We start from the raw sequence: 22940 nt of genomic DNA on the forward strand, positions 1-22940 counted from the left end.
ACGTTCGCTAACCCCGTCCGACGTACCTTTGTCCGCGGCGGCTCAGTGCGTCGATGACGACGGCCGTGAGCAGGACGAGCGCGGTGATGATCTGCTGTGCATCGGAGTTGAAGCCGATGAGGTAGAGACCGTTGTTGATCGCACCGACGACCAGGGCACCGAGTACGGCTGCCCAGGCTGTACCGCGACCACCGAAGAGCGAGGTGCCCCCGATGACCGCTGCGGCGATCGCGTTGAGCAGGTCCTGTGTGCTCACCAGCGTCGATCCCGCGTTGGTCGTCACACCGGTCTTGATGAAGCCGAACAATGCGGCCAGCACACCGGCGGCCATGAACACGCTGATGCGCACCCAAGTCACCCGAATGCCCGCACGTCTGGCGGCTTCGACCTTGCCGCCGACCGCGTAGATCGAGCGCCCGTACTTGGTCTTGCGCAGCACCAGATCGATGACGATCGCGATGACGATCATGAGGAAGAACGGCATCGCCAGACCGAAGTCCTGGTTGACCAGGATGAGGAACCCGAACACGACGACGGTGAGGATGGCAATGCGCACGATCACCGAGGTCCAACTGGGACTGTCGAGTCCCTCGTTGTGACGGCGCAGCTTCGAGTAGATGATCCCCGCACCGAAGCCGATGACGGCGACTGCCCCGAATACGTAGGCCCAGATCGCCGGGAAGTAGAAGCTCGCAAAGTCGAAGGCGAAGGTGTCGGCCATCGACAGGTTCTTCTGCACGCCCAGAGTGGTCAACGTCAGCCCGGTGAACGCCAGCAACCCTGCCAAAGTGACCACGAAGGCCGGTATCCCGACCACCGCGAAGAACCAGCCCTGGATCGCGCCGACGACGAGACCCAATACCAGCATGATGACCAGTGCGATCAGAGGCGGAACCCCTTGCCTGACCACCAACACACCCAGCAGTGAGGCGGAGAGCCCACCCAATTGCGCCAGCGACAGGTCGATCTCGCCGAGGAGCAGGATCAGGTTGATGCCCAACGCCAGGATCGCGAGGAACGCGACCTGCGTGGACAGGTTGACCAGGTTGGCCGGTGAGATGAACTTGCTGTTCGCCGATTGGAAGACGATGACGATGACGATGAGCGCCAGAATCACCGGAAATGAGCCGAGCTGGCCCTCCTTGACTCGACGCACGAATGTCGCGAAGAACCCCTCGCTCGAAATGCGTTCGTCGGTGATGAACGAGTTGCGGGTCATCGGCGCTCACCCCTCCGGGTCGCTCGCTGAGTCACGACATTGTCGTTGGCTCCCGTGATCGCGGCGACCAGCACGTCCGTGCGCTCGTCACCGGGGAAGTCACCGGCATCCTTGCCCAAGCGCAGAACGTGGACGCGGTCGCACACGGCCTGCACATCGGCCATGTTGTGGCTGACCAAAAGCACTCCGAGGTCGCGTTCTCGCAGGCGCTCGATGAGGTTGAGCACCTCGGCGGTCTGTGCCACACCGAGCGCCGCCGTCGGCTCGTCCAACATCACGATCGATGGTTCGCCGAGGAGGGACCTGGCAATCGCGACCGTCTGACGTTGTCCGCCGGAGAGAGCCGCGATCGGCACCCTCACGCTGGGGATCTTGGCCGAGAGGCTGCGCAGCAGCTCCCAGGATTTGGCCTCCATGGTGACCTCGTCGAGAACACCGCCGCGGGTCTTCTCGTGGCCGAGGAACAGGTTGGCGACGACGTCGAGGTTCTCGCACAGCGAGAGGTCCTGGAAGACTGTCGCGACTCCCGCCTTCTGCGCGTCCTTCGGCGCCGCGAATTTCTGGGACCGCCCGCCCAGGATGATCTCACCTTCGTCGGCGCCGTGGACTCCGGCGATGACCTTGACCAGGGTGGATTTGCCCGCGCCGTTGTCGCCGACGAGTCCGACGACTTCGCCGCGGCCGATGGTCAGGTTGATATCGGTCAGTGCCTGGACCGCACCGAATCGTTTGTTGATCCCGCGCAGCTCGAGGACTGGTTCGGCTCCGGTCTCCGGCACCCGCGAGTTCGCGGGCGCCGGATCAGTGGGTTGAGAATTCATATGTTCCTACTCGCCGATTTCTACTTGACGCCGGCGTCTTCGCAGAGCTTCTTCACGTCTTTGGTGCAGATGTCTTCCGCCTTGATCTGATCACCGACGATGTCCTTGACGGTGTCCGTTGTGACGACCTTGGCTTCGACGAAGTCCGTCGGAGTGTCCTTGTAGGTTGTTCCAGCCTTCGGCTCCTCGCCTCCGGCCAGGGCGACGGCTGCCTTCGCAGCGAACTCCGCCTGTGGTGGGATCGACTTGTAGATCGTGGCGTACTGGTCACCCCTGAGGATGTTCTGCAGTCCGTCGACCTCAGCGTCCTGTCCGGTGACGACCGGCTTCACCTTGGCCTTCTTGGTGGCGGCGAGGACACCACCGGCAGTTCCATCATTGGCTGAGTAGATGGCGATCGGCTCTTTGTCCGCACTCTGCAGCTGGCCTTCGACCCACTGACGGGCATCGTCCGGGTTCCAATCGAGGGTGTCATGGCTTTCGGTGATGTCGACGCCGGCCTTCTTCAGGGTCTCCTCGGCGCCGGCCTTGAAGTCAGCGGCGTTCGGGTCCTTCGGATCTCCGTTGACCATCCACACCGGTCCCGACTTCGGGTCTTTGTCCTCGGCCTTGAGCCCGTCGAGGACGGCCTGGCCCTGCAGGTTGCCGATCTTCTTGTTGTCGAACGAGGTGTAGTAGTCCGCACCTTCGAAGAAGCGGTCATAGGCGATGACCGGGATCTTCTTGGCTTGAGCCTTCGACAGGGCCGAAGACACTGCCGAGGCATCGACCGGGTCGAGCACGATGGCGTCGACGCCTTCGGTCACCGCAGCCTCAAACTGCTGTTGCTGCTGCGTCGCGTCCTGGTTGGCGTTGCGGTATTCGACCTTCGCATCAGGGTTGGCTTCGGCGACGTACTTCTCGAAGTTCGGCTTGTCCAGCGATTCGTAGCGGGTGGTCTTGGACTCCGGGAGGAGCAGGGCGATGGTGACTTCACCGTCTCCACCCGAACCGCCACCGGATTCCTCATTGCCTTGGCCCTTCTGACTCCCACAGCCGCTGAGCGCAAGAGCGCCGATAGCAACCGAGGCGCCGAGGACGGCGAGCTTCTTCCGGGACTGCAGGTTGTGCCTCATTGTGAACCTTTCAATTTTTCTGACAACGTTGTCAGGCTGTTCAAAATAATGCGCCGATCGGGGGCCGGTGTCAACTGTTTCGGCGAAAAATTGTGATCGGAGTCTCTCTCCGAACAGCGTCACTTGTCCGGAGATTCCTCACCGCTTCCACGGGCGATCACATGGACTGGAACCCGAGCCGAACCTCGGCGAGGACCCCCTCCCGCCCCGGAACCGGGCGGATCCTGCAGACGTCGGACCGCCTCGGCGGCCATGGACTGCACATCACGGTCGATGACGGTCACGTCCAAGAGCTCCGCGGCGGGAAAATCGTCAATGCCCACCAGCGCCGGCCACTCATCGAGCCGGCGACAGGCATCGATGGCCCCCTGCGTCAGGGTCGCGGACAGGGTGATGAGCGCGCTGGGGGCGCTGCGCGATCCGAGCCAGGCGGCGACGACGTTCTTCGCGCTGGCCAGGTCGTGGGCGTCTTCGCGCATGTAAGCTCGCCATCCGACGTCCGAGCGCCCGGCGAAGGCCGATTGGATTCCGGCGAGTCTGGCGGTGGTGATGGGGCTCGTCGAGTGATCGCCGATGACGCCGAGGCTGATGTGCCCGTGGTTGAGGAGTTGAGTCGCGGCCAGTCGCCCGGCAAGCTCCTCATCACCGGCGATGAGGTCGACTCCGGGTCCTGCCGTCGACGGATCGAAGGACACGATCTGCACGTCAGCGCTTGCCGCATCAGCGTAGAACCGAGCGGCGTCCGGGTGCGATCGGATGACGCAGATGCCGGTCATGTCATTGGCCAGGCATTCGTCGAGGAAGCCGCGTTCACGGTCGGGGTCGTCGGCGGTGACCGTCACGACCGGGCGCAGTCCGATCCTGCTCAGCTCGGCCTCCAACAGGGTGAAGAGACGAGCCTGGAACGGGTCGTCCCCGTCGCTCATGACCACGCCGATGTAGGGAGATCTGCCACCGGCGCGCAGGCGCCTGGCCGTGGAATTGAGGCGGAATCCGAGCTCGGCGGCGGCGTCTTCGACCTTCTCGGCGGTCCGCGCGGCCACATGCTTTTCGCCGTTGAGCACCCGGGATGCGGTCTTGATGCTGACTCCTGCGCGCGAAGCGACCGTGGCCAGAGTCGGCCGATCGTTCTGCTTCGCCATGACCACACCTTTGAGTCGGGAATCCTACGGACCGCTTGCGGTCAGCGCGCAGGCGACCGATAGGAATGATGATAGCCGCTGGTGCTCACATGATCGCAGACCATCCGGCGATTCCGCCTTCACCCCACACCCGCGCCGAGGTGGCCGCTGGGTTCCAGCGGCCACCTCGGTAGATGCTGTGCACTTCGCAATCGGGCGGTGCACGGTGCGATCGGGCGATGAGCTGCGCGATCGGTCGGTGGGGTCAGCGCGGTCGGTCGATCAGATCAACGCGCCACGGGGTTCCTCATCGTTCCGGCGTAGAGCAGCGATTCGGCCTGGTTGCCGATGTCGACCATCTGCACGGTGTTGCGCAGCTGCAGCCGGTTGAGGCAGGAATGGGCGAAACGTTCTGCCCGCAGATCCACGTCGCCTGCGAGCCCACGGGCGAGTTCGGGATGCTCGGTTTCGTAACGATCGAGCACCTCGGCGACCAGGGCCCAGAATTTCTGTGCACCCAGCACACCATCGGAATCGAGGATCCCGCCGAGGTGGCGCAGCACCCCGTCGAACATGTCCGTGAACACAGACAGGGCCTTCTCGTCACCGGGAACCAACGCCCGGATCCGCTCGACATCGTCAGGCAGTTCACGGTGACCGAGGACGGCGACTTCTTCGCCGATGTCCTTCATGAAGGCACCGGTCACGACGTGGTTATCCAGGATGAGGATGAGGTTCTCACCGTGCGGCATGAACACGAGATCGTGGGCCAACAATGCGTGGACGAGCGGTTGCAGATAGGCCCGCAGATAGGAGCGCACCCAGTCCTCAGGACTGAGACCCGAGGCGCGGATGAGTTCGCTGGCGAAGGCGACTCCCCTATGATCGCGGTGCAGCAGTGCCGCCATGGTGACGACCTTCTGACCAGGTTCGATGACGCTCAGCGGGTTCTCGCGCCAGAGTGCGGCGAGCATCTTCCGGTGCGGATTCGTTTCCTGGGTGCGGTGGTAGACGTCTCCCGTGTAGCCCAACGCGGTGCGTTCCCGCAGGACTCGGAATCCGGCATCCCCGAAGGCGGGATCGGTTCCGACGAGCTCCGCGATCCAGTCGTTGATGGCCGGTGTATCGCGCATGTACTTCGGGGACAGTCCGCGCAGGAAGCCCATGTTCTGCACGGCGAGCGCGACCTTCACATACGGGGCGTCTGCCCGTGAGTGATTGAAGAAGGTGCGCAGCGACTGCTGCGGCTGATGCTCGTCGAGGCCGGCACCCAAGGGCAGCAAGTCGCCGCGTGCGATGTCGGCGGCGAAGGTGATCGCGAGCCGGTGGTCGGCCTGCCACGGGTGGACCGGGAGGAGATGGAAGTCCTCCGGATTGCGGCCGGCTGACCGGATTCGCGAGTCGAAGAGTTCACGCTCCTCGGCACTCAGCGCCCACTCGCAGTGTGCGGCTTCATCGAGTCCGACGCCGACCGAGAGGTGGCTGTGCTTGCGGCTCGCTGCCACCCATTCGATCCGAGTGGTCTGACCGTTCTCCGGTGCCCATTTCCGGTAGTCGGAGAGGGAGAATCCGATGCGTCCGTTGTTCGCGATGAACCCGGGGTGGCCCTCGGTCATGGCCGCCTCGGTGGTCTGGAAGTCGGCAGTCAGGAGATCGGTGGAGTCCGGACGGTGGCCCTTGACCGCCCCGGCGAGTTTGAAGGCGCTGCTGGCCAGGGTCGACGCGAGTTCCTCGAGGTAGGTCGACATGAGGTTCTCCGGGATGCCGAGGGCATCCTGAAGCTCGACGACGAGTTCCTGCGCGTCGAGGTCCAACTGCGTGTCACCTCGGCGGCGGGTGATGCTGGCCTCGTCGATGACCCAGTGCTCGAGCGGCAGGACTCGGGCGGAGAACGTGTACGTGACAGTGTCGGCAGCGTCCTTCGAAGCAACCTCGCCGACCTTCAGCTCCCAATCATCGGACCTGGCATTCGGGCCGGTGGCGCGGACCGGGGCGATGAGTCGTTCGTGGGCGAATTCGGACAGCGCCTTGGCCACGAGGTGGCGTTGGGCGACCGCGAAGGTGTCGGGGTTGAGATGGGAGTAGGTTTCGGGAACCGCGAGGTCTGGCGATGGTCGTTCGTCAGCAGCGATCGGCACTCCCCCTGTGGCGGGAACGCCGGCTTCGACATCCTCGCGGTTGAGAAGTCCAACAAGCTCACTGGATTCGAAGTCCTCGTGAGTGCAGATGCTGATCAGGGCCCGCTTCCGCTCCTCCCCCATCATGATGGTCGCCTCACTCACCGGATTGAAACCTGCTGCCCGGTTCTTCTCGAGGATGGCGGTGTTGCGCACGTCGGGTTCGACGATGACTCGGCGCCCGCCTCGGCCACCGTGTTCGATCGGGCGGAGGCAGAAGTCGATGACCTCGGCCATGATCCGGTTCGTGAGTCCGCGCACCCCGTCACCGTCGGGTGGGGCGACGAGCAGGTGCATTCCGATGTCCTCGGGTCCGGTGGGGACGACGTCGCCTGGAATCAGAGTGGAGGGCAGGTACGTTTCGACGTAGAAGCAGTCGATGCCGTCGACCGAGCCCACCCATCCGTTATCATCGGCGGAGTTCTGCACGCCGCCGAGGTAGTCGCAGACTCCGGACTCGTCGAGTCCGGTCATCTGCCAGTAGTGGGCGCGCGGGTGGGTCAGCCACACGTGGATGTTCTTGGCATCCCGGTCGAGATCCAAGGCTCGGATGTCGACGGTGCGAGATTCTGCTGATACTGCGGTCGTTGTTGATGCCGCGGTGGCGGCTGCGTCTGTCATGAGTTCGGTGGTCATACGTGTGTCATCTCCCTGTCTTCTGCGGCCCGGGAATCGGAATCAGAATGAGGCTCGGAATCGGCGTCGGAGTCGGCGAAGTCAAAGTGCGATTCGAAGTCGTCCCGAGTGCTCAAAGGTGCGGTGCCTTCTTCAGCGGCGCTCTCGAGTGCCCCATCGTCGAGCACCCCGTCATCGTCTGCCCCGTCGTCCGGAATGCCGAAGGTCTGGAACGCGATGGTCTTTTCGATCGGGTATGGTTCGCGTCCGGTCACATGTGAGAGCACGACCGATGCGCGCCAGGGCCCGAAGCCGAGGTCGGGTGCGGTGACGCCGTGGGTGTGCTCTTCGCCGTTGAGGACGTGGATGGTGCCTGCGTCGTTGACCGTGTAGTGGCGGCTGACGTCGAGGCGGCCCTTGGCATCCAGCCGGATTTCGTCGCCCAGCGGGGAGAGGAAGTCCGGGACCTGGGACTTGTAGCCGGTGGCAGAGACGACCGATCCGCTGCGGCGGTCGAAGCACTTGTCCAGTGACGTGTTGCGGAAGCGCAGAGCATAGTCGCCGGTGTTTACATCCCGTTCGGCGGAGATCAGTTCGGATTCGGCCAGCAGGTTGGTGCGCAGCTTCCGACCGCAGCGGCTGAGACGGTAGAGGGTGTCGTGAATGTCATCGACGAGCTCGGCGCTGATGCCCTTGTACAGGGTTCGCTGCTCGCGGCCCAGCTGTTCGCGCAGGTCATCGGGCAGGGCACGGAAGTGGTCCGTGTACTCCGGAGACGTCATCTCCAGGGTCAGCTTCGTGTACTCCATCGGGAAGAAGCGCGGCGAGCGTGTCACCCAGTCGAGTCGCACCTTGCGAGCTTCGGCCTCATCGATGAGATCACGGTAGATCTCGGCCGCGGACTGTCCGCTGCCGACGATCGTGATCGATCCGCTCTCCAGCAGAGCCTCTCGATGGTCGAGGTACTGAGAAGTGTGGATGACCGGGCCGCCGACCTGCGCAACCGGGCCACCGACGCCCTCGGCACTCTCAGCCTCCAAACCCTGCAGAGCAGGAGGCAGCACCGGTGAGGTGCCGACGCCGAGGACCAGGTGGCGGGCGCGGTAGGACTCGGTCCTCAGCGTCTGACCGAACTGATCGGCCACCTCGGCGGTGACGGTATAGATGTCATTGTCCCTGGTCACCGAGGTGACTGTGCGGTTCCAGCGCAGGGTGCCTAACTGCGCGGCGACCCAGCGGCAGTACTCGTCGAATTCGGCGCGCAGGGGGTAGAAGGATTCGCGGATGTAGAAGGGATAGAGGCGGCCGCTGTCCTTGAGGAACTGGAGGAAGGAGAAGCGGGAGGTGGGGTCGGCCATGGTCACGAGGTCGGCGAGGAACGGAACCTGGACCGTCGCGCCTTCGATCATCATGCCCGGGTGCCAGCGGAATTCCTTGCGCTGGTCGAGGAATACCCCGTCGACGTCGGGCAGCGGATCGGATAGGGCCGCAAGCCCTAGGCCGAAGGGTCCGATGCCGATGCCGACGATGTCGTGGATGTGTGTCTCGGGTGTGCTCATGCCGCACCTCCTTCGATCGTGGTGAATGTCTGCCCTTGGCCCAGCGTCGACTTCTGTTCCTGGTCAGGCGTCGTGCTCTCCAGGTGCCGGCCGGCGAGGATGCCGTGGCCGGTGGCGCGGACGAGGTCGAGTACGGCGGTGATGTCAGCGACCGTGGTGTCGGGGTTGAGCAGGGTGAGTTTGAGCCAGGGCGTGCCGTCGATGGTGGTGCGGGCGATGGCTGCGCGTCCGGAGCGGAAGAGGACGCGACGGATCATCGGCACCAGCTCATCGGCGGTGCTCGTATCGGCAGCAACCGGCGAGAACCGGAAGAGGACCGTGCTGAGATCGGAGGCGCCCAGCACTTCGAAGTCAGGCTGGTCTTCGAGGAGTTCACGGACCTCGGCGGCCAGATCGCACACGACATCGAGCAGGTCACCGATCTCACCGGCGCCGCGGGCGCGCAGTGTCGTCCAGAGTTTCAGGGCGTCGAAGCGGCGGGTGGTCTGCAGTGATTTGTCGACCTGGTTCGGTTCTGCCTCGGCGCTCAAAGCTTCGGCTTCCGGGTTGAGGTAGTCGTTGTGGTGCAGCGTCGGGTCGAACAATCTGATGTCGCGCACGAGCAGTGCGCTCGAGGACACGGGCTGGAAGAAGGTCTTGTGGAAGTCGATCGTCACCGAGGTGGCCCGGCCGATTCCTGCAAGCAGGTGTTTGCGGCGTGGTGCCCACAGCAGTCCCCCGCCGTATGCGGCGTCGACGTGCATCCACACGTTCGCGTTCTCGCAGATCTCGGCGATGGCGGCCAGCGGATCGATGACGCCGAGGTCGGTGGTGCCGGCCGTGGCGACGACGGCCATGACGATGCCGCCAGTGTCGTTGATGTCTCGCATCAGCTCGGCCAGAGCCTCGGCGTCCATGCGTCCGGCGGCGTCGGTGTCCACGCACACGACCGCCTCGGCGTCGAGTCCGAGGAGGTGCGCTGCGCGGGAGATCGAGAAGTGAGTCTGGCTCGTCGTGAGGATCCGCAGCCGGGACATGATTTCGCGGCGTGATGCCTCACCACGTCCAGCCTCGGCCTTGCCGACCGTCTGTGCCTGCCGGTCGCGCAGCACGTTCTCCCTGGCCAGGAACAGTGCCTGGAGGTTGGACTGGGTGCCGCCCGAGGTGAAGATTCCGTCACCGGAGTCGAACCCGACGTGCCGGCTGGCCCACTGCACCAGACGGCGCTCCATGAGCGTGGCGACCTCGGATTGATCGTAGGTGTCGACGGATGTGTTGATCGCTGCGAGCATCGCCTCGGCCGCGACGGCGGGAACGGCGACAGGGCAGTTGAGATGGGCGACGTAGCTGGGGTGGTGGAACCAGACGGCGTTGCGGGCGTAGAGGTCATCGGCCTCACGCAGGGCGGCGAGGTTGCCGATGCCCTGACCGTCGAGGTCGAAGCCTGCGACCCGTGCCTCGAGGCTGGTGCGGTCATTCGCCGAGGTGGGTGCGTCGACATCGGTGAAGCGCTGGGCGAGTGCGTCGACGACCTCGTGCATGAGCTCGGCGTAGGCATCGGCACTGTGGGCCCCCAGCAGTGCGTCACCAGTGCGCACAGAGGCCGCGTCGGTCAGCGGAGTTGGGGTGTCAGAGAGCAGTGAAGTCATAGCGGTACGGTTGCCTCCTTCGGTTCACGGTCCGGTAAGGCCGGACTACATTAGGGAAACCTACCCTAAGTAAACGTAGAAGCAAGGCGAGTGGTGCCACCGATCGTCGACTACATGAGTAACCTCGGCCGCGACCCAGAGTCGCCCTCGTCAGCTCTCGCGCGGCCAAGCCCACGATCAACGACAGGCGTATACCGCCCAGGAAACTCGCACGTGGCCTTCGTCACATACGGGCGATTCGTCTGACATCCTGAGACAGCGAAAACGGCCGTAGTCCCTGCACAGGAGGCAGGAACCACGGCCGTTGACGGTCACGCGGCACCGTCCGAGACGGTCGGTCGAGAACTCTTACTTCACGACGTAGTTCGGGGCTTCGACGGTCATCTGAATGTCGTGCGGGTGGCTCTCCTTGAGGCCCGCAGTGGTCAGGCGGACGAACTTGCCCTTGGCCTTGAGGTCCTCGATGGTCGGTGCGCCGACGTAGAACATCGACTGGCGCAGGCCGCCGGTGAGCTGGTGCGCGACCTGGCGGAGAGGTCCGCGGTAGGCCACGCGGCCTTCGATGCCCTCCGGGATGAGTTCAGTATCGGTCTCGATATCGTCCTGGAAGTAGCGGTCCTTCGAATACGACTTGCCCTGGCGCGGAGCCATGGCACCCAGTGAGCCCATGCCGCGGTAGGCCTTGTACTGCTTGCCGTTGACGAAGATGAGCTCGCCGGGCGATTCGCTGCAGCCTGCCAGCAGGGAGCCGAGCATCACTGTGTCAGCACCGGCAACCATAGCCTTGGCGATGTCGCCGGAGTACTGGAGTCCGCCATCGGCGATGACCGGCACACCGGCCGCACGTGCGGCCTGGGCAGCAAGGTAGACGGCGGTGACCTGCGGGACACCGACTCCTGCGACCACGCGGGTGGTGCAGATCGAACCTGGACCGACACCGACCTTGATGGCGTCGGCACCGGCGTCGATGAGGGCCTGAGCGCCCTCCTTCGTGGCCACGTTTCCGCCGATGATCTGGACCTTGTCGAACGTCGAATCGGCCTTGATCTTGCGGATCATGTCGGTCACGCCGCGAGCGTGGCCATTGGCGGTGTCGACGACGAGGACGTCGACGCCTGCCTCGGCGAGGAGGGTTGCGCGTTCATAGGCGTCGCCGTGGAATCCGACGGCAGCACCCACACGCAAGCGTCCCTCGTCGTCCTTCGTCGCCAGCGGGTATTCTTCGGTCTTGACGAAGTCCTTGACGGTGATGAGGCCCTTGATGACGTTGTTCTCGTCGACCAGGGGCAGCTTCTCGACCTTGTGCTCGGCGAGCAGTTCGAACGCCTTCTCCGGGGAGACGCCGTCCGGGGCGGTGATCAGCGGCATCCGTGTCATGGTGTCGGCCACGGTGCGGGTCGGGAATTCGCTGCGGGTGACGAAGCGCAGGTCGCGGTTGGTCACGATGCCCAGCAGCACATTGTTCTCATCGACGACGGGCAGACCGGAGATCCGGTACTTGCCGCAGATCTCGTCGAGTTCTTCCAGCGTCTTCTCTGGGGTGATCGTAAGCGGGTCGTTGATCATGCCGGATTCGGAGCGCTTGACGTAGTCGACCTGGGCAGCCTGGTCTTCCATCGACAGGTTGCGGTGGATGATGCCCAGACCGCCGATGCGGGCCATGGCAATGGCCATGCGCGACTCGGTCACGGTGTCCATGGCGGCCGAGACCAGCGGGATGTTGAGCTCGATCTCTTTGGTCAGACGGGTCGTGGTGGAGGCATCTGAGGGGATGACATCGGTGTCACCGGGCAGGAGAAGGACATCGTCATACGTGAGTCCCGTCAGCGAGAACGGATCGTTTGCGGCCTGTGTTTCCTGCTCGGGAATCCCCATGGGTACAGCCTTTCGACGCGGTGAGTACGGTGGCTCAATGCTATCGAAGTCATACAGCGCTTATCTAGCGTTTCAAGTACCGAGCACTGTGAGACTGCCGACACCAATACTCAGGAATGCTCGCCGAGGTGGTCCTGCCGTTTCATCGCCCGGCCCGTCGCCGAGGTGGGCCCACTGTTCCGTGGTCAGCGGCCTTCGCCGACCGAGCGTGCCAGGTCGAGTGTCGAGGCCTCGGAGTCATCGAGGTGGATGCGCAGCAGGCCTTCGGCTCCGTGTCGGTCCCCCGAGCGCATCTTCTCTAAGATGTCGCGGTGCGGGTTCGCCCAGTGGGAGTGGTATTTGCCTGGTTCCTGCGAGCGCGCGAATGTCGTTGAGAGGCGGGCCATGAGGTTGAGGTAGAACTCATCGAGCATCGGCGAGCCGAGCAGGCCGACGATGGCCCGGTGGAAGGATGCGGAGTGCTCCTGCGCGTCGGTCCAGCTCTCGTTGTTCGGAGCGGTCTCGGCACGGACGACGGACGCTTCGACGCGTTTCATCGCCTCCTCGGTGGCGTCCTGTGATTCCTGGACGGCACGGATCTCGAAGACACGTCTGGCCTGGTAGAGGTCCTTGAGCTCGTCGAGGTCGAAGGTGCGCACGAAGAAGCCGCGGTTGGTCTCCTGAGTCAGCAGACCGGCGTGGCGGAGCAGGCTCAGAGACTCGCGTGCGGTGTTGCGCGAGACGTTGAATTCCTTCGCCAGCGCACCATCTCGGACCGGGGATCCGGCAGGGTATTCGCCGGTCGTGATTCGGGACCGGACCAAGGCGACGATCGCCTCTGAGGTACATCCGGGTGCGTGTGGGCTCATATCACCAGGCTACCGTGTAGTCACCGTTCGTGGGCAAAGCCGCGGCCCAGCCGTCGATGATGATACCGACTCGAGACACGAAGCGCTGCTGCACGTGATCCGGGGCTGGCGCTGCTAGAGCGTCTCGCCGAGACTGAGGCCGGACTCGAATCGTCGCGGTCGCCCGGTCAGCGGATCGTCGAACCCGATCGATGCCGCCAGCAGCTGCAGCGGTGCGCTGAAATCGTAGGGGTCCGGAGCGCGATCGACGGGGTAGACCGGGTCACCGAGGATGGGCAGCCCGAGCGAGTTCATATGCACTCGCAGCTGGTGAGTCTTCCCCGTCAACGGTTCGAGCTGGTACTCCCCGATCGACGGGCACTCCCCCACCGATCGCCGAGGTGGGGGCTCGGTTGCGTCGGACCACCTCGGCGAGGGTGGGGTGCGTTCGCCCAGCAGGCTGATCTTGGAGAAGGCGTTGGGTTCACCCTCGACTTCGAGGACCTGTCTGCCGCCGCGCGGCTTGACCAGTCTGGATTCCTTGACGAGCGGGAGTTCCAGATCCGCAGGCGGCATCGCAGCGAGGGCACGGTAGGTCTTGGTCACCAGCCGGTCCTGAAACAGGCGCTGATAGCGGCCGCGAGTTTCGGGGCGCTTCGACAGGATGAGCAGTCCCGCCGTGACGCGGTCGAGACGGTGGATGGCCACCAGATCGGGTTGGTCGAAGTCCAGGCGGGCCCGGGTCACGACGCATTCGCGGACGAAACGGCCGTTGGGAGTGCTCGCGAGGAAGTGGGGCTTGTCGACGACGAGCAGATCGTCGTCCTCGAAGACCACGGAGATCTCGAAGGGAATCCGCTCCTCGGCCGGGACAGGCCGGTGGAAGAAATAGAAGCCGCCGGGGACCACGGCATCGTCCCAGCGAATCGGTTCGCCCACCTCATCGCGCATATCGCCCGAGGTGAGCAGGCTGCGCCGCGCCTCGTCGTCGGCCTCGGGGAACTCTGCCTCCAGCCACTCGCCGATCGTGTCCGGGACCGGAAGATGGTTCTTGTCGTGCGTCTCCTTCCCACCGGGGGCGCGCAGCGAGGTCGCGGAGATCCCTTCTCGGGGTGGGAGCGGGCTGCGTGGCATCGGATCAGTCTAACTGTCGACGCGATGCCCAACGCGGCGTCGATGCGATGCCGTACTCGGCGCTGAGCCTGCGCAATGTGCCGTGGGCCAACGAAACGTTCCGTGGGCCTGCGAGAATTCTGGGGCGCGGAGTCCTATGGTGGGAGGTATGGACAACACCGAACTGACGGAAGAGTTCCTTCTCAACGAAGTCATCGCTCCGGTTGTTCTCAGACTGTTCTCCGATGATGAATGGGACAGCTTCGGGGTGAACCATCCCACGGCCGATGAGGAGACCTGGGTCGTCAGCATTGTCGCCGACCAGGAAGCTGTCGACATCCCCCTCGATTATGCAGAGGGATCCGAGTCGGTCGAGGACCTCCAGCTCAAGCTCATTGGCGAGCTCAGAGCATTCATCGACCGGTCGGAGTTCGGGCAGCGCCACGATGAGGACGAGCCGGCCGAGGAACACATCGCTGCTCACCTGAACGCGAGCCGGCGCCCCCTCCCGAACATCACCGGACGGCCGGAGTGTGTGATGCGGACGCTGAGGATCCGCTCGCGCACCCTCCGACTCGACCGGCGCCGCTGCCGCTCGGCCCACCGCAGAGACTGACTCGGGGTCCGACCGCTGATGAGAACCCAGCGGCCACCTCGGCGGAGGCAGACGTTCAACAGGGGTGGGAATTCAGCGGTTCCCGAACCGGGAGGCGCTGCGGGCTGCTCCTCGCAGCCTGACGTTGAGTTTCTGCATCTGCCGCATCGCCCGCACCGCAGGCTTCCTCTCGCGCAGCTCCTTCGCACGGTCGGTCCGGCTGAGCCTCGCCTCTGCGCGTTCGACCTTGTCCTCTGCACGTCTGAGCTTGGCCTTCAACCGGTTGACCTCGGTGCGAGCTAAGGCCGCGCGGCGATCCTTCACCGCCATCACGAGACCGTAGTCCTGGACGGAGTTGAGTCGTTCACGGACCAACTCGACATTGGCGACGTAGTCGTTCGGCACTTCGTCCGCATGAAAGAAGCCCGGCGCTTCCGTAAGCTCACCTGCACGCTCATCGCCCGGCACTCGGGCTTCCTCAGAACCGATGGTGGTCTCGACGAGGAAGTCCCACCACTTCCGGTGTTCCTCCCGCCGCGCGACCGAACGTTGGCGCAGGGTCGTCTGCAGCGAATCTCGGTTTCGGGCCACACCGACTGCCGTGTCGACGATGTCGTCGATCGAGTCGAGAGGGAGCACGAAGTCGCGCATGCCCACGTTCTCTGCAGCACCCCTCATCCGGATCGAAGAGTAGAGGTTGGGAGCCAGTGAGATGAACGGAACCGCGGCCGCTCCGGCGAAGATCCCAGCGTGGTACCGGGTGCCGATGACGAATTCGGCGCGTTCGGTCAGGGCGACGAGCTGACGGGCCGTGAGCATCCGGGTCGGCTGCACCAAATCGTTGTCAGCAGAGTCCGCGATCTGGGCGTCGGTGAGCTGGTCCCGCGTCTGCGGAGCGGGCGCGAACGCACCGCCATGGGGCACCAGCAGCAGCCGCAGACCGGTCTCCTCTGCGATTCTCCTGACGATCTCGATCACGCGCAGCCTGTAGTCGGAGTCGGTGATCATCGGCGAGGATGCCTTCTCAGCGAAGCTGGCCACAATGAACGGCTTGTCTGTCAGATCCGCGACCGCTTCCCTGTCCGCATCACCGGCAGTGAGTGAGAACGCATCGTCGACCTGGCGACGGATCTTCGCGTCTCCTGCACCCAGCTCGCGCGAGCTGGGTGGTGTAGCTTTCGCGGGTGCCGACGAACTCGGCCTCTGCCAGCAGATCGTGGACGATGCCCCGATCCTCATCGTAGATCAGCGGGCCCAGCGTCTGACTCGTCAGCGCATAAGGCTTATCGAATATCCGAGCAAGCTTGGCCAGGGTCGCCCGCTCGAAGATGTGCTGAGCGAACATCGAGTTGAGGTTTCCTCCGCCGGCGATGAGAACGGCATCGGAGTTCCGCACGGTTTCGATCACGCGGATCGCGGGGTCATCGGCGGCGAGTCCGCCCTTCTCCCCGCCGGATTCCGCATAGTCGAGGATCGTGCGCATCCGTGTGATGTTCGGCGGCCGGTCCCGCTTGAAGCCGATCCGGGAAACGGCATCGACCCCGTACATCTTCGCCGCGTATTCGGGTTCACCGGCAATGAGCGTGATTTCGACATCGGCTCGGGCACGGAGCGCATCGAGTGCGAACTCGGTCATCGCTTCGTCGCCGAGGTGGTAGAAGCGGCTCCACCCGATGTCGCCGATCATCGTCATTCGTTTCATATTGATGTTGAGTGCCCTTTGCGCGGTTTCCGGAATGTCGCCGTCAGGCTAACGAGCGATGAACGCCGGAAAGTGAACGGCTCGGTACCTGGAGGTGAACTCGTCCATGGATTCCGTGACAACGCGCTCTGGTGAAGACCACCTTCCTGTGATGCACTGGGTGCATGAGCTTCGACGCGCACCACATTTCGCAGACGATCCGCCGAGACCCCTCCGACATCGCTGTCTTCGCCGGCAATCCGGCAAACCTCCCGCAGTGGGCCGCGGGCCTGAGTGAGGGCATACGCAATGAGGCAGGAAGGTGGATCACCGATTCGCCGATGGGTGAGGTCGAGGTCAAGTTCCGTCCTGGCATCGAATTCGGGATCCTCGACCACGACGTGATCTTCCCGGACGGCACCAGCATGCACAATCCGCTGCGGGTACTTCACAACGATGACGTCAGCGAGGTCGTCTTCACCGTCTACCGCCTGCCGAATGTCAGTGACGAGGAATTCGCCCGGGATATCGCGGCAGTGGAGAAGGATTTGGAACGTCTGCGCGATGTCCTCGAAGGCTGAGCAGACAGCGGCTTCCCTGGGTTGGGGGCACCGGTTCATCAACGCCGCCATGCGCACCGTGTACTTCGGTCGCATCCCTGTCCTCGACGTCGGTGCCGATCCCGCTGCCAGGAACGAGTCCGCAGACCAGAGCAAAACCTTCGTCCGCGACGAATCCTCGAGCGACTCCACTACACGATCACCCCCGCGCCCGCGCCTCATCATCTCCAGTCACCGCAATGGAGCCATCGACGGTCATCAGGTTCTCGCCGCATTCCCGCGCGTCCAGTTCCTCATCTCGATCCAGCTCATCCGCAGCTGGTTCCTGCGTCTCTTCATCGCCGGCATTCCCGTCGTCCGTCCCAAGGACGTCGAACGCTACAACCTCGACCCAGCATCGGTGGCCAGCCCGGTCGAAGCCGGTACTGCACACCTGCGCCGAGGTGGTGACCTGGGCATCTTCCCCGAAGCCAGCAGCGAGTGGGGCCACCGCCCCCAGCACTACAAATCGGGTGCCGCCCGCATCGCCTGCACCCTGATCGAGGAGGGCATCGATCTCGAGGTCATCCCGGTCGGTCTCTTCTATTCGACTCCTGACCGGTTCCGTTCCCGCGCCGAGGTGGTCCGCGGGAAGTCGATCACGATTCCTGACCGCAATGGCCAGGATCGATCTGTGTGGGAGGATCAGGTCGCCTCGGCGATGGGATCGGCCCTCGACGAGGTCTCGGTGAACTGTCCCGATGAGGAGACCTTCGAACGGATCCAGGCGAACGCGCTCGACGTCGCCCGCAGTACCTCGGGCGGAGCGGCCACGTTCGCGAGGGCCTTCCTGGACCTGCAGCGTGAATCGACCACGGCCGCAGCTGATGGCGCACCCGCGGCTGCGAGTCCCGCGGTCACGGTCCTGCGCTGGGTAGGGCTCGCACTTATGTGGCTCTTCGCTCCCGTACTCGGAGCGGCCGCCTTTGCCGGCTCGCGCGCGGACGGTCGCAATACTGTCACATTCTTCCGCCTCCTCGGAGGCTTCGCAGCGGTTATGGTCTGGGTACCGGTACTCATCGTTGCCGCATTCTTCTGGCCCCTGGTCATCGGGATCGGCATCGTCAGTGCGGTCTGCGGCTGGCTGCTGTTGGGCCTGCGTCGCTTCCGTCTGTGACCCGATCGACCTCTGACCCTTCGACATTTGCACCCACCTGCGACATCTCAAGGAGCACTCGTGACACTCACCCTCGGCTTCACCGATCCTCTCGCCACAGAACTGGCGACCAGCGGCGGCAAGGGCGCCAGCCTCGCGAAGTCCGCGCAGAATCTGCCCGTTCCCGGCGGCTTCATCGTCACCGCCGAGGCCTACACTCAGTTCGTCATACCCCTGCAGTCACAGATCACCGAGCTCATGGACACAGAGCACCCGGCCGAGGCGATCGGTGAGCTCATCCGCAGCACCCCGATCCCCGATTCCTGGCTCGCCGACTTCGAGGCGGCGGCTCAGACTGCTGGCCTGAGAGATGAGGCCGTGGCGGTGCGCTCCTCGGGGACCATGGAGGATCTGCCCGGGGCAGCCTTCGCCGGTCAGCACGACACCTACCTCGGTGTTCGCGGAACGCACGCCATCGCCGAGGCGGTGCGCGACTGCTATGCCTCACTATGGAACCCGCACGCCTTCCGTTACCGCCAGCAGCTCGGGGTTGACCAGCTGGAGGCGAAGATGGCCGTCGTCGTCCAGCTCATGGTCGCAGTCGGCGCCGAGGAGGCTGCCGGGGTCGCGTTCTCCGTCGATCCGGTGCGCGGCAACACGGACGAGGTCCTCATCAATGCGGCGTTCGGTCTCGGCGAGACCGTCGTCGGCGGCGAGGAACCAGTCGACGAATTCCGCATCGCTCGCGCCGACGGCACCCAGGTCGCAGCAGAGATCGCGGACAAACCCAAGGCACTCGTCATGGATGGGCACGGCGATGCGCGCACGAGGGAGGTCCACCTCGGCGAGGATCAGCAGACTCGTCCGGCGCTGACTGCTGAACAGGCTCGAGCGGTGGCCGAACTCTCCGTCCGCGCGGAGGACCATTTCGGTTTCCCGCAGGACATCGAATGGGCCTTCAGCGGTGATGACCTCTTCCTCCTGCAGTCGCGACCGATCACTCGCGTCGCACCTCGGTGGACCCGGGACGAATCCGCTGAACGATTCCCCACTCCTGTGACGCCTCTGACCTGGGATCTCGTCGAGGCAGGGTTCCACTACTCACTCAACCACAGCTTCGACCTCATGGGCCTGCCGCCCTTTGACGACAAATGGTTCGTGATGCGCGACTTCTACATCTACGGCAACCAGACGGCCGTCGACCTCTACGCCGGGAGACTGCCGACGAAGATGCTCTCCAGCGTCGAGACCATCACCGAATCTCTGCCGGAGATCGCTTCTCAGTTCGGCTGGGTGCAGGAGCTGCCGGTGCGGTGGATGCGAGATCTCGACACGTACCTCATGGGCATCGGCAAGCTCTCGCATGAACCTTTGGAGGAGAAGTCACTGGCCGAGGTGTGGGATCACGTGATCGCCATCAGCGACCTCGGCACGGAATACTTCCGCCCCAATATCGCGATCTCCCTGACGCAGCAGACCCTCTACGGAGCGCTCTCGCACATGCTCGAGATGGCGTTGGACAAGGAGACTGCGCAAGTCGTATTCGAACGGCTGCTGGCATCGACAGAGACGAAGACCTCGCAGGTCAACGCCGAGCTCTGGGAGCTTTCACGCACGGTGCGCAGCAATCCCGAGCTGGTCTCGACGCTGCGCAGCCACACCGGAGAAGAGGGACTGGCGGTTCTCGATGGTTTCCCCGCCTTCTTCGAGGAATTCGCGACCTTCCTCGCCAAACACGGCCACCGTGAACTCGACTTCGACGCCTACCATCCGACCTGGGTCGAGGCCCCGCACATCGTCCTCGATCAGGTCCGCCTGCTGGCCGATCGGGCGACGAACGCGTCCGCAGACTCCGACTTGGAACGCAAGGTCCTGCAGTCCGAGACCGAGCGGGCCGTGATCAATGCCGCCCCGGAGAAGCTGCGCTATCTGGTCCAGGAGGTCATCCGTCTGGCACGGGCGTACACGGCGCTCGATGACCTGGAGCACTACCAGACCACACGCCTGACGCTGCCGATGCGCCGAGCCCTGCGCGAACTTGGTCGCCGGCTCGTCGACCAAGGTGTCCTCACCGACCCCATGGACGTCTACTTCATCAACTATGAGCCCCTCAACGCAGCGATCCGTGGTGCCGACGGGCAGCACTCCCCCGCCGAGGCTCTGGCTGGCCTACCTGCGATCGCGGAGAAGAACAAGGCCGGGTATCAGGAAGCGGTCTCACGGACTCCCGAATGGGAGCATGGTCGTGCTCCCGAGGTCGGCGATGACACGGACGGTGACTTCATCAAGGGAACCGCCGGCAGTCCCGGCGAGGTCACAGGTGAGGTCTTCGTCGTCCACAGCCCCGAGGACTTCTCATCCTTCCCGGACGGGGCGATCCTCGTCGCCCGGACCACAAATCCGGCGTGGACGGCTCTGTTCTACCAGGCCAGCGGCGTCATCACAGAAAGCGGCGGAGCACTCTCCCACGGCGCGGTCACAGCTCGTGAACTCGGCCTGCCCGCAGTCATGGCCGTCCGAGACGCCACCAGCTGCTTCACCTCGGGCCAGACTGTGAGCGTCAACGGCAGCAACGGCACGGTGACACCGGACTGAGACCCACCTCGGCGAGGGCCAGGGCTCATACCGCCTGAAGAGCGTCCACGGGACTGATCGACGTGGCCGCGCGTGCCGGGGCACGGCTGGCGGCGAGCACGGCCAGAAGTGAACCGGCGATGACGGAGATGATCACCCACCAGGGCACGGACGGAGCGAAGAATCCAGTCAGCGGTGACAGCAGCACCAGGGCACCGATCCAACCGAAAGCGATGCCGAGTGGCACCGCGACCAGGCAGGCGGTCACGCTCAGCTGCATCCCCTCGGCGACGATCATGCGTCGCACCCGTCGTGGCGTCTGGCCGAGGGCCATGAGCAGACCGATCTCCTGAGTGCGCTGTCGCACGGAGAGGGTGAGTGCGTTCGCGACTCCGATGACGGCGATGATGACGGAGAAGAGGACCATGCCGAGGAAGAACATCATCGTCTGATCGATGATGGTCTTCAGCACATCCTCGAAGCCGCCCCACCCGTCGTCGCCGAGCGATTCGGCGTAGTCGAGGAGCTGGTCTCTGAAGGTCGTCATGGCCGTGGCGAACATGACGATGAGCGTGATGCCGATGACGAGTCCGATCACCGTGCGCGCATTGCGGGTGGGATGGCGAGCGATCGTCGACGCAGCCAGACGCGCGGTTGCCGTTCGGCCGAGCAGCCACCCGGTCAGTGTCTGCAGCGGCGGAAGAATCCACGGGTTGCCGACGATGACGCCGACGAAGGTCAGTGCGGCACCGACGGCAACGAGAAGCACGCCCAGGACACTCACCGTGTTCCCGCTGGCACCGACGACGCCGCTGATGAGGAGGGTGATCCCCATGGACAGCAGGATGAGTGCACCTGCCAAGGCTCCCATCGAAGCGCGCGCGTCCTCGGGGCGACGCTCGACAGCCTGAGAGGTGGCCTCGATCGGCGAGATGCCGCTGATGCGTTGGGCGCCCAGATACGCGGAGAACCAAGTCACGACGATGGTCGCCGCGCCGGGGAGGAACATCATCGGACTGAGCAGTTCGGGTTCCACGGTGATCTGTTCGCCGAGGTAGGCCGTCGTTGCCTTCGCAAGTGCGGTGGAAACGAGGAACGCGGCGATGGCACTGGGTATCGAAACGAGCAGTCCCTCCACCGAGGCGGCCCGACGCAGCCGTCGGGAGGAAGCTCCGATGAGCCGCAGCAGTGCCAGTTGACGGCTGCGACCGGCGATGATGATGGAGAACGTATTCGCGATGACGATGCTCGAGACGAACAGTGCGATGACGAAGAAGACCAGCCCCACCGTTGTGAGCAGGCCCTGCGCTGTGTCGGACTCGGAGACGATCTTCGCCGATGACATCCAGGCCGTGAGAATCTCGATGCCCTGCATGATGACTGTGCCGAAGAGTGCGGCGATGAAGACGACGAGGAAGCTGGGTGCGAACTGGCGCGGGTTGGTCCGGATCTCCCGCATCGGGTTCATCGGCGCCCTCCAGCCTCGACAGCCTCGGCCTGCGCGTCGAGGTCGAGCATCTTCTGTGCAATCACCTCGGCGCTGATCGAGTCGTTGAGCTCTGAGACGGGCGTACCGTCGGCAATGAACACGACGCGGTCGGCATAGGCGGCCACGATCGGATCATGCGTCACGAGCACGATCGACTGGCCGAGCTCGCGCACGGCCTCGGACATGATGGCCATGACCTCGCGGCCCGACCGTCCATCGAGGTTGCCGGTCGGTTCGTCGGCGAAGAGGATATCCGGTCGGGTGGCCAAGGCACGGGCGATGGCCGTGCGCTGCTGCTGTCCGCCCGAGATCTCGCTGGGCCTATGCTTCAGCCGCCCGTCGAGGCCGAGGCGCTTGACGATGCTGGAGATCCAGGCGCGCTCATCGGCATTGGGCTTGCGATCATCGAGTTCGAAGGGCAGCACGATGTTCTCCCTGACGGTGAGGGTCGGCACCAGGTTGAACGCCTGGAACACGAAGCCGATCCGCCGCCGACGCAGGGCGGTGAGCTCATCCTCACGCAATGCGGTGATCTCACGTTCGCCGATGTGCACAGTCCCCGAGCTCGGCCGGTCGAGTCCGGCGAGGATGTGCATGAGGGTGGATTTGCCCGACCCCGAAGGACCCATCACGGCCGTCAGACGTGCGGGAGCGATATCGAGAGAGACCTGGTTGAGAGCGACCAGCGCTGCCCCGTTCGGATCAAAGATCTTCGAAACATCACGAAGTTGAGCGATGGGCATCGGTGAGGCGGTCGTCATAGGGTCCCTACATTGTTGCGTCAAACTGTCTTGTCCAGACTAACGACCCTTGGCGGCGAGGAACATAGGATCTGA

Annotated in this window: 18 protein-coding genes; 4 read left to right on the forward strand and 14 right to left on the reverse strand. The window is 64.3% G+C overall.

All coding sequences use genetic code 11. The features are described from left to right. Positions 1–7: 7 nt before the first annotated feature. From PGC08_RS14945 to PGC08_RS14990, 10 genes are all read right to left on the reverse strand, one after another. Positions 8–1219, reverse strand: coding sequence for a sugar ABC transporter permease (locus tag PGC08_RS14945; protein WP_009885003.1), 1212 nt, complete (start codon positions 1217–1219; stop codon positions 8–10). Beyond that, positions 1216–2040 carry an ATP-binding cassette domain-containing protein gene (locus PGC08_RS14950; RefSeq protein WP_069600707.1) on the reverse strand — a complete coding sequence of 275 codons (825 nt, stop codon included), beginning with the start codon at positions 2038–2040 and terminating at the stop codon, positions 1216–1218. The genes PGC08_RS14945 and PGC08_RS14950 overlap by 4 nt, the downstream gene beginning before the upstream one ends. A gap of 20 nt (positions 2041–2060) precedes the next feature. Beyond that, complete coding sequence (locus PGC08_RS14955; RefSeq protein ID WP_069600708.1) at positions 2061–3155, reverse strand: substrate-binding domain-containing protein; 1095 nt, start codon at positions 3153–3155, stop codon at positions 2061–2063. Between the two features lie 119 nt (positions 3156–3274). Continuing rightward, positions 3275–4297 carry a LacI family DNA-binding transcriptional regulator gene (locus PGC08_RS14960; RefSeq protein ID WP_009883549.1) on the reverse strand — a complete coding sequence of 341 codons (1023 nt, stop codon included), beginning with the start codon at positions 4295–4297 and terminating at the stop codon, positions 3275–3277. A 266-nt stretch (positions 4298–4563) separates the two neighbouring features. Beyond that, on the reverse strand, positions 4564–7089 hold the full coding sequence (locus PGC08_RS14965; protein ID WP_271708788.1) for a GNAT family N-acetyltransferase: 2526 nt from the start codon (positions 7087–7089) through the stop codon (positions 4564–4566). After that, on the reverse strand, positions 7086–8627 hold the full coding sequence (locus PGC08_RS14970) for a lysine N(6)-hydroxylase/L-ornithine N(5)-oxygenase family protein (protein ID WP_271708789.1): 1542 nt from the start codon (positions 8625–8627) through the stop codon (positions 7086–7088). Before PGC08_RS14970 ends, PGC08_RS14965 begins: the two co-directional genes overlap by 4 nt. Continuing rightward, on the reverse strand, positions 8624–10255 hold the full coding sequence (locus tag PGC08_RS14975) for a pyridoxal phosphate-dependent decarboxylase family protein (protein WP_009883552.1): 1632 nt from the start codon (positions 10253–10255) through the stop codon (positions 8624–8626). The genes PGC08_RS14970 and PGC08_RS14975 overlap by 4 nt, the downstream gene beginning before the upstream one ends. 348 nt (positions 10256–10603) lie before the next feature. Further along, on the reverse strand, positions 10604–12130 hold the full coding sequence (guaB, locus tag PGC08_RS14980) for an IMP dehydrogenase (protein ID WP_009883252.1): 1527 nt from the start codon (positions 12128–12130) through the stop codon (positions 10604–10606). A gap of 185 nt (positions 12131–12315) precedes the next feature. After that, positions 12316–12978: a GntR family transcriptional regulator gene (locus PGC08_RS14985; protein WP_069600714.1), complete on the reverse strand. Its 663-nt coding sequence runs from the start codon at positions 12976–12978 to the stop codon at positions 12316–12318. A 114-nt stretch (positions 12979–13092) separates the two neighbouring features. Continuing rightward, the gene (locus tag PGC08_RS14990) at positions 13093–14091 is read right to left on the reverse strand and encodes a pseudouridine synthase (protein ID WP_096145956.1); all 999 of its coding nucleotides are present in this window, start codon (positions 14089–14091) and stop codon (positions 13093–13095) included. 148 nt (positions 14092–14239) lie between these two features. On the opposite strand from PGC08_RS14990, the gene PGC08_RS14995 reads away from it, so the two are divergent. Further along, positions 14240–14686, forward strand: a complete 447-nt coding sequence (locus PGC08_RS14995) for a hypothetical protein (RefSeq protein WP_009883255.1) — start codon at positions 14240–14242, stop codon at positions 14684–14686. A 72-nt stretch (positions 14687–14758) separates the two neighbouring features. On the opposite strand, the gene PGC08_RS15000 is transcribed toward PGC08_RS14995, so the two are convergent. Beyond that, entirely contained in the window at positions 14759–15706 is a 948-nt protein-coding gene (locus PGC08_RS15000) for a polysaccharide pyruvyl transferase family protein (RefSeq protein ID WP_442868138.1), read from the reverse strand. Positions 15707–15752: 46 nt separating this feature from the next. Then, positions 15753–16358, reverse strand: coding sequence for a polysaccharide pyruvyl transferase family protein (locus tag PGC08_RS15005; protein WP_271708790.1), 606 nt, complete (start codon positions 16356–16358; stop codon positions 15753–15755). 173 nt (positions 16359–16531) lie between these two features. Between PGC08_RS15005 and PGC08_RS15010 the strand changes: the two genes are divergently transcribed. From PGC08_RS15010 to PGC08_RS15020, 3 genes are read left to right on the forward strand one after another with little or no spacing between them, the layout of a single operon-like run. Then, positions 16532–16927 (forward strand): polyketide cyclase, encoded by a 396-nt coding sequence (locus PGC08_RS15010; RefSeq protein ID WP_009883257.1) that lies wholly within the window; start codon positions 16532–16534, stop codon positions 16925–16927. Continuing rightward, a complete protein-coding gene (locus PGC08_RS15015) occupies positions 16911–18062 on the forward strand; it encodes a hypothetical protein (RefSeq protein WP_271708791.1) in 1152 nt (383 codons plus the stop codon). Before PGC08_RS15010 ends, PGC08_RS15015 begins: the two co-directional genes overlap by 17 nt. 60 nt (positions 18063–18122) lie before the next feature. Then, the gene (locus PGC08_RS15020; RefSeq protein ID WP_271708792.1) at positions 18123–20636 is read left to right on the forward strand and encodes a PEP/pyruvate-binding domain-containing protein; all 2514 of its coding nucleotides are present in this window, start codon (positions 18123–18125) and stop codon (positions 20634–20636) included. Between the two features lie 25 nt (positions 20637–20661). Here the strand turns inward: PGC08_RS15020 and PGC08_RS15025 are convergent, their stop codons facing one another. After that, positions 20662–22083, reverse strand: a complete 1422-nt coding sequence (locus tag PGC08_RS15025) for an FtsX-like permease family protein (RefSeq protein ID WP_271708793.1) — start codon at positions 22081–22083, stop codon at positions 20662–20664. Next, the gene (locus tag PGC08_RS15030; RefSeq protein WP_009883263.1) at positions 22080–22865 is read right to left on the reverse strand and encodes an ABC transporter ATP-binding protein; all 786 of its coding nucleotides are present in this window, start codon (positions 22863–22865) and stop codon (positions 22080–22082) included. The genes PGC08_RS15025 and PGC08_RS15030 overlap by 4 nt, the downstream gene beginning before the upstream one ends. Positions 22866–22940: the final 75 nt, after the last annotated feature.

It is taken from the genome of Brevibacterium sp. BDJS002, assembly GCF_028201555.1.
Lineage (GTDB): Bacteria > Actinomycetota > Actinomycetes > Actinomycetales > Brevibacteriaceae > Brevibacterium > Brevibacterium aurantiacum.

Bases quoted from the DNA above. Each gene is read 5' to 3' on its own strand.
- PGC08_RS14950 (WP_069600707.1), bottom strand. From the start codon at position 2,040: ATGAATTCTCAACCCACTGATCCGGCGCCCGCGAACTCGCGGGTGCCG.
- PGC08_RS14990 (WP_096145956.1), bottom strand. From the start codon at position 14,091: ATGCCACGCAGCCCGCTCCCACCCCGAGAAGGGATCTCCGCGACCTCG.
- PGC08_RS14960 (WP_009883549.1), bottom strand. From the start codon at position 4,297: ATGGCGAAGCAGAACGATCGGCCGACTCTGGCCACGGTCGCTTCGCGC.
- PGC08_RS15025 (WP_271708793.1), bottom strand. From the start codon at position 22,083: ATGAACCCGATGCGGGAGATCCGGACCAACCCGCGCCAGTTCGCACCC.
- PGC08_RS15010 (WP_009883257.1), top strand. From the start codon at position 16,532: ATGAGCTTCGACGCGCACCACATTTCGCAGACGATCCGCCGAGACCCC.
- PGC08_RS14995 (WP_009883255.1), top strand. From the start codon at position 14,240: ATGGACAACACCGAACTGACGGAAGAGTTCCTTCTCAACGAAGTCATC.
- PGC08_RS14945 (WP_009885003.1), bottom strand. From the start codon at position 1,219: ATGACCCGCAACTCGTTCATCACCGACGAACGCATTTCGAGCGAGGGG.
- guaB (WP_009883252.1), bottom strand. From the start codon at position 12,130: ATGGGGATTCCCGAGCAGGAAACACAGGCCGCAAACGATCCGTTCTCG.
- PGC08_RS15015 (WP_271708791.1), top strand. From the start codon at position 16,911: ATGTCCTCGAAGGCTGAGCAGACAGCGGCTTCCCTGGGTTGGGGGCAC.
- PGC08_RS15005 (WP_271708790.1), bottom strand. From the start codon at position 16,358: ATGACGATGATCGGCGACATCGGGTGGAGCCGCTTCTACCACCTCGGC.
- PGC08_RS14975 (WP_009883552.1), bottom strand. From the start codon at position 10,255: ATGACTTCACTGCTCTCTGACACCCCAACTCCGCTGACCGACGCGGCC.
- PGC08_RS15030 (WP_009883263.1), bottom strand. From the start codon at position 22,865: ATGACGACCGCCTCACCGATGCCCATCGCTCAACTTCGTGATGTTTCG.
- PGC08_RS14970 (WP_271708789.1), bottom strand. From the start codon at position 8,627: ATGAGCACACCCGAGACACACATCCACGACATCGTCGGCATCGGCATC.
- PGC08_RS14965 (WP_271708788.1), bottom strand. From the start codon at position 7,089: ATGACCACCGAACTCATGACAGACGCAGCCGCCACCGCGGCATCAACA.
- PGC08_RS14985 (WP_069600714.1), bottom strand. From the start codon at position 12,978: ATGAGCCCACACGCACCCGGATGTACCTCAGAGGCGATCGTCGCCTTG.
- PGC08_RS14955 (WP_069600708.1), bottom strand. From the start codon at position 3,155: ATGAGGCACAACCTGCAGTCCCGGAAGAAGCTCGCCGTCCTCGGCGCC.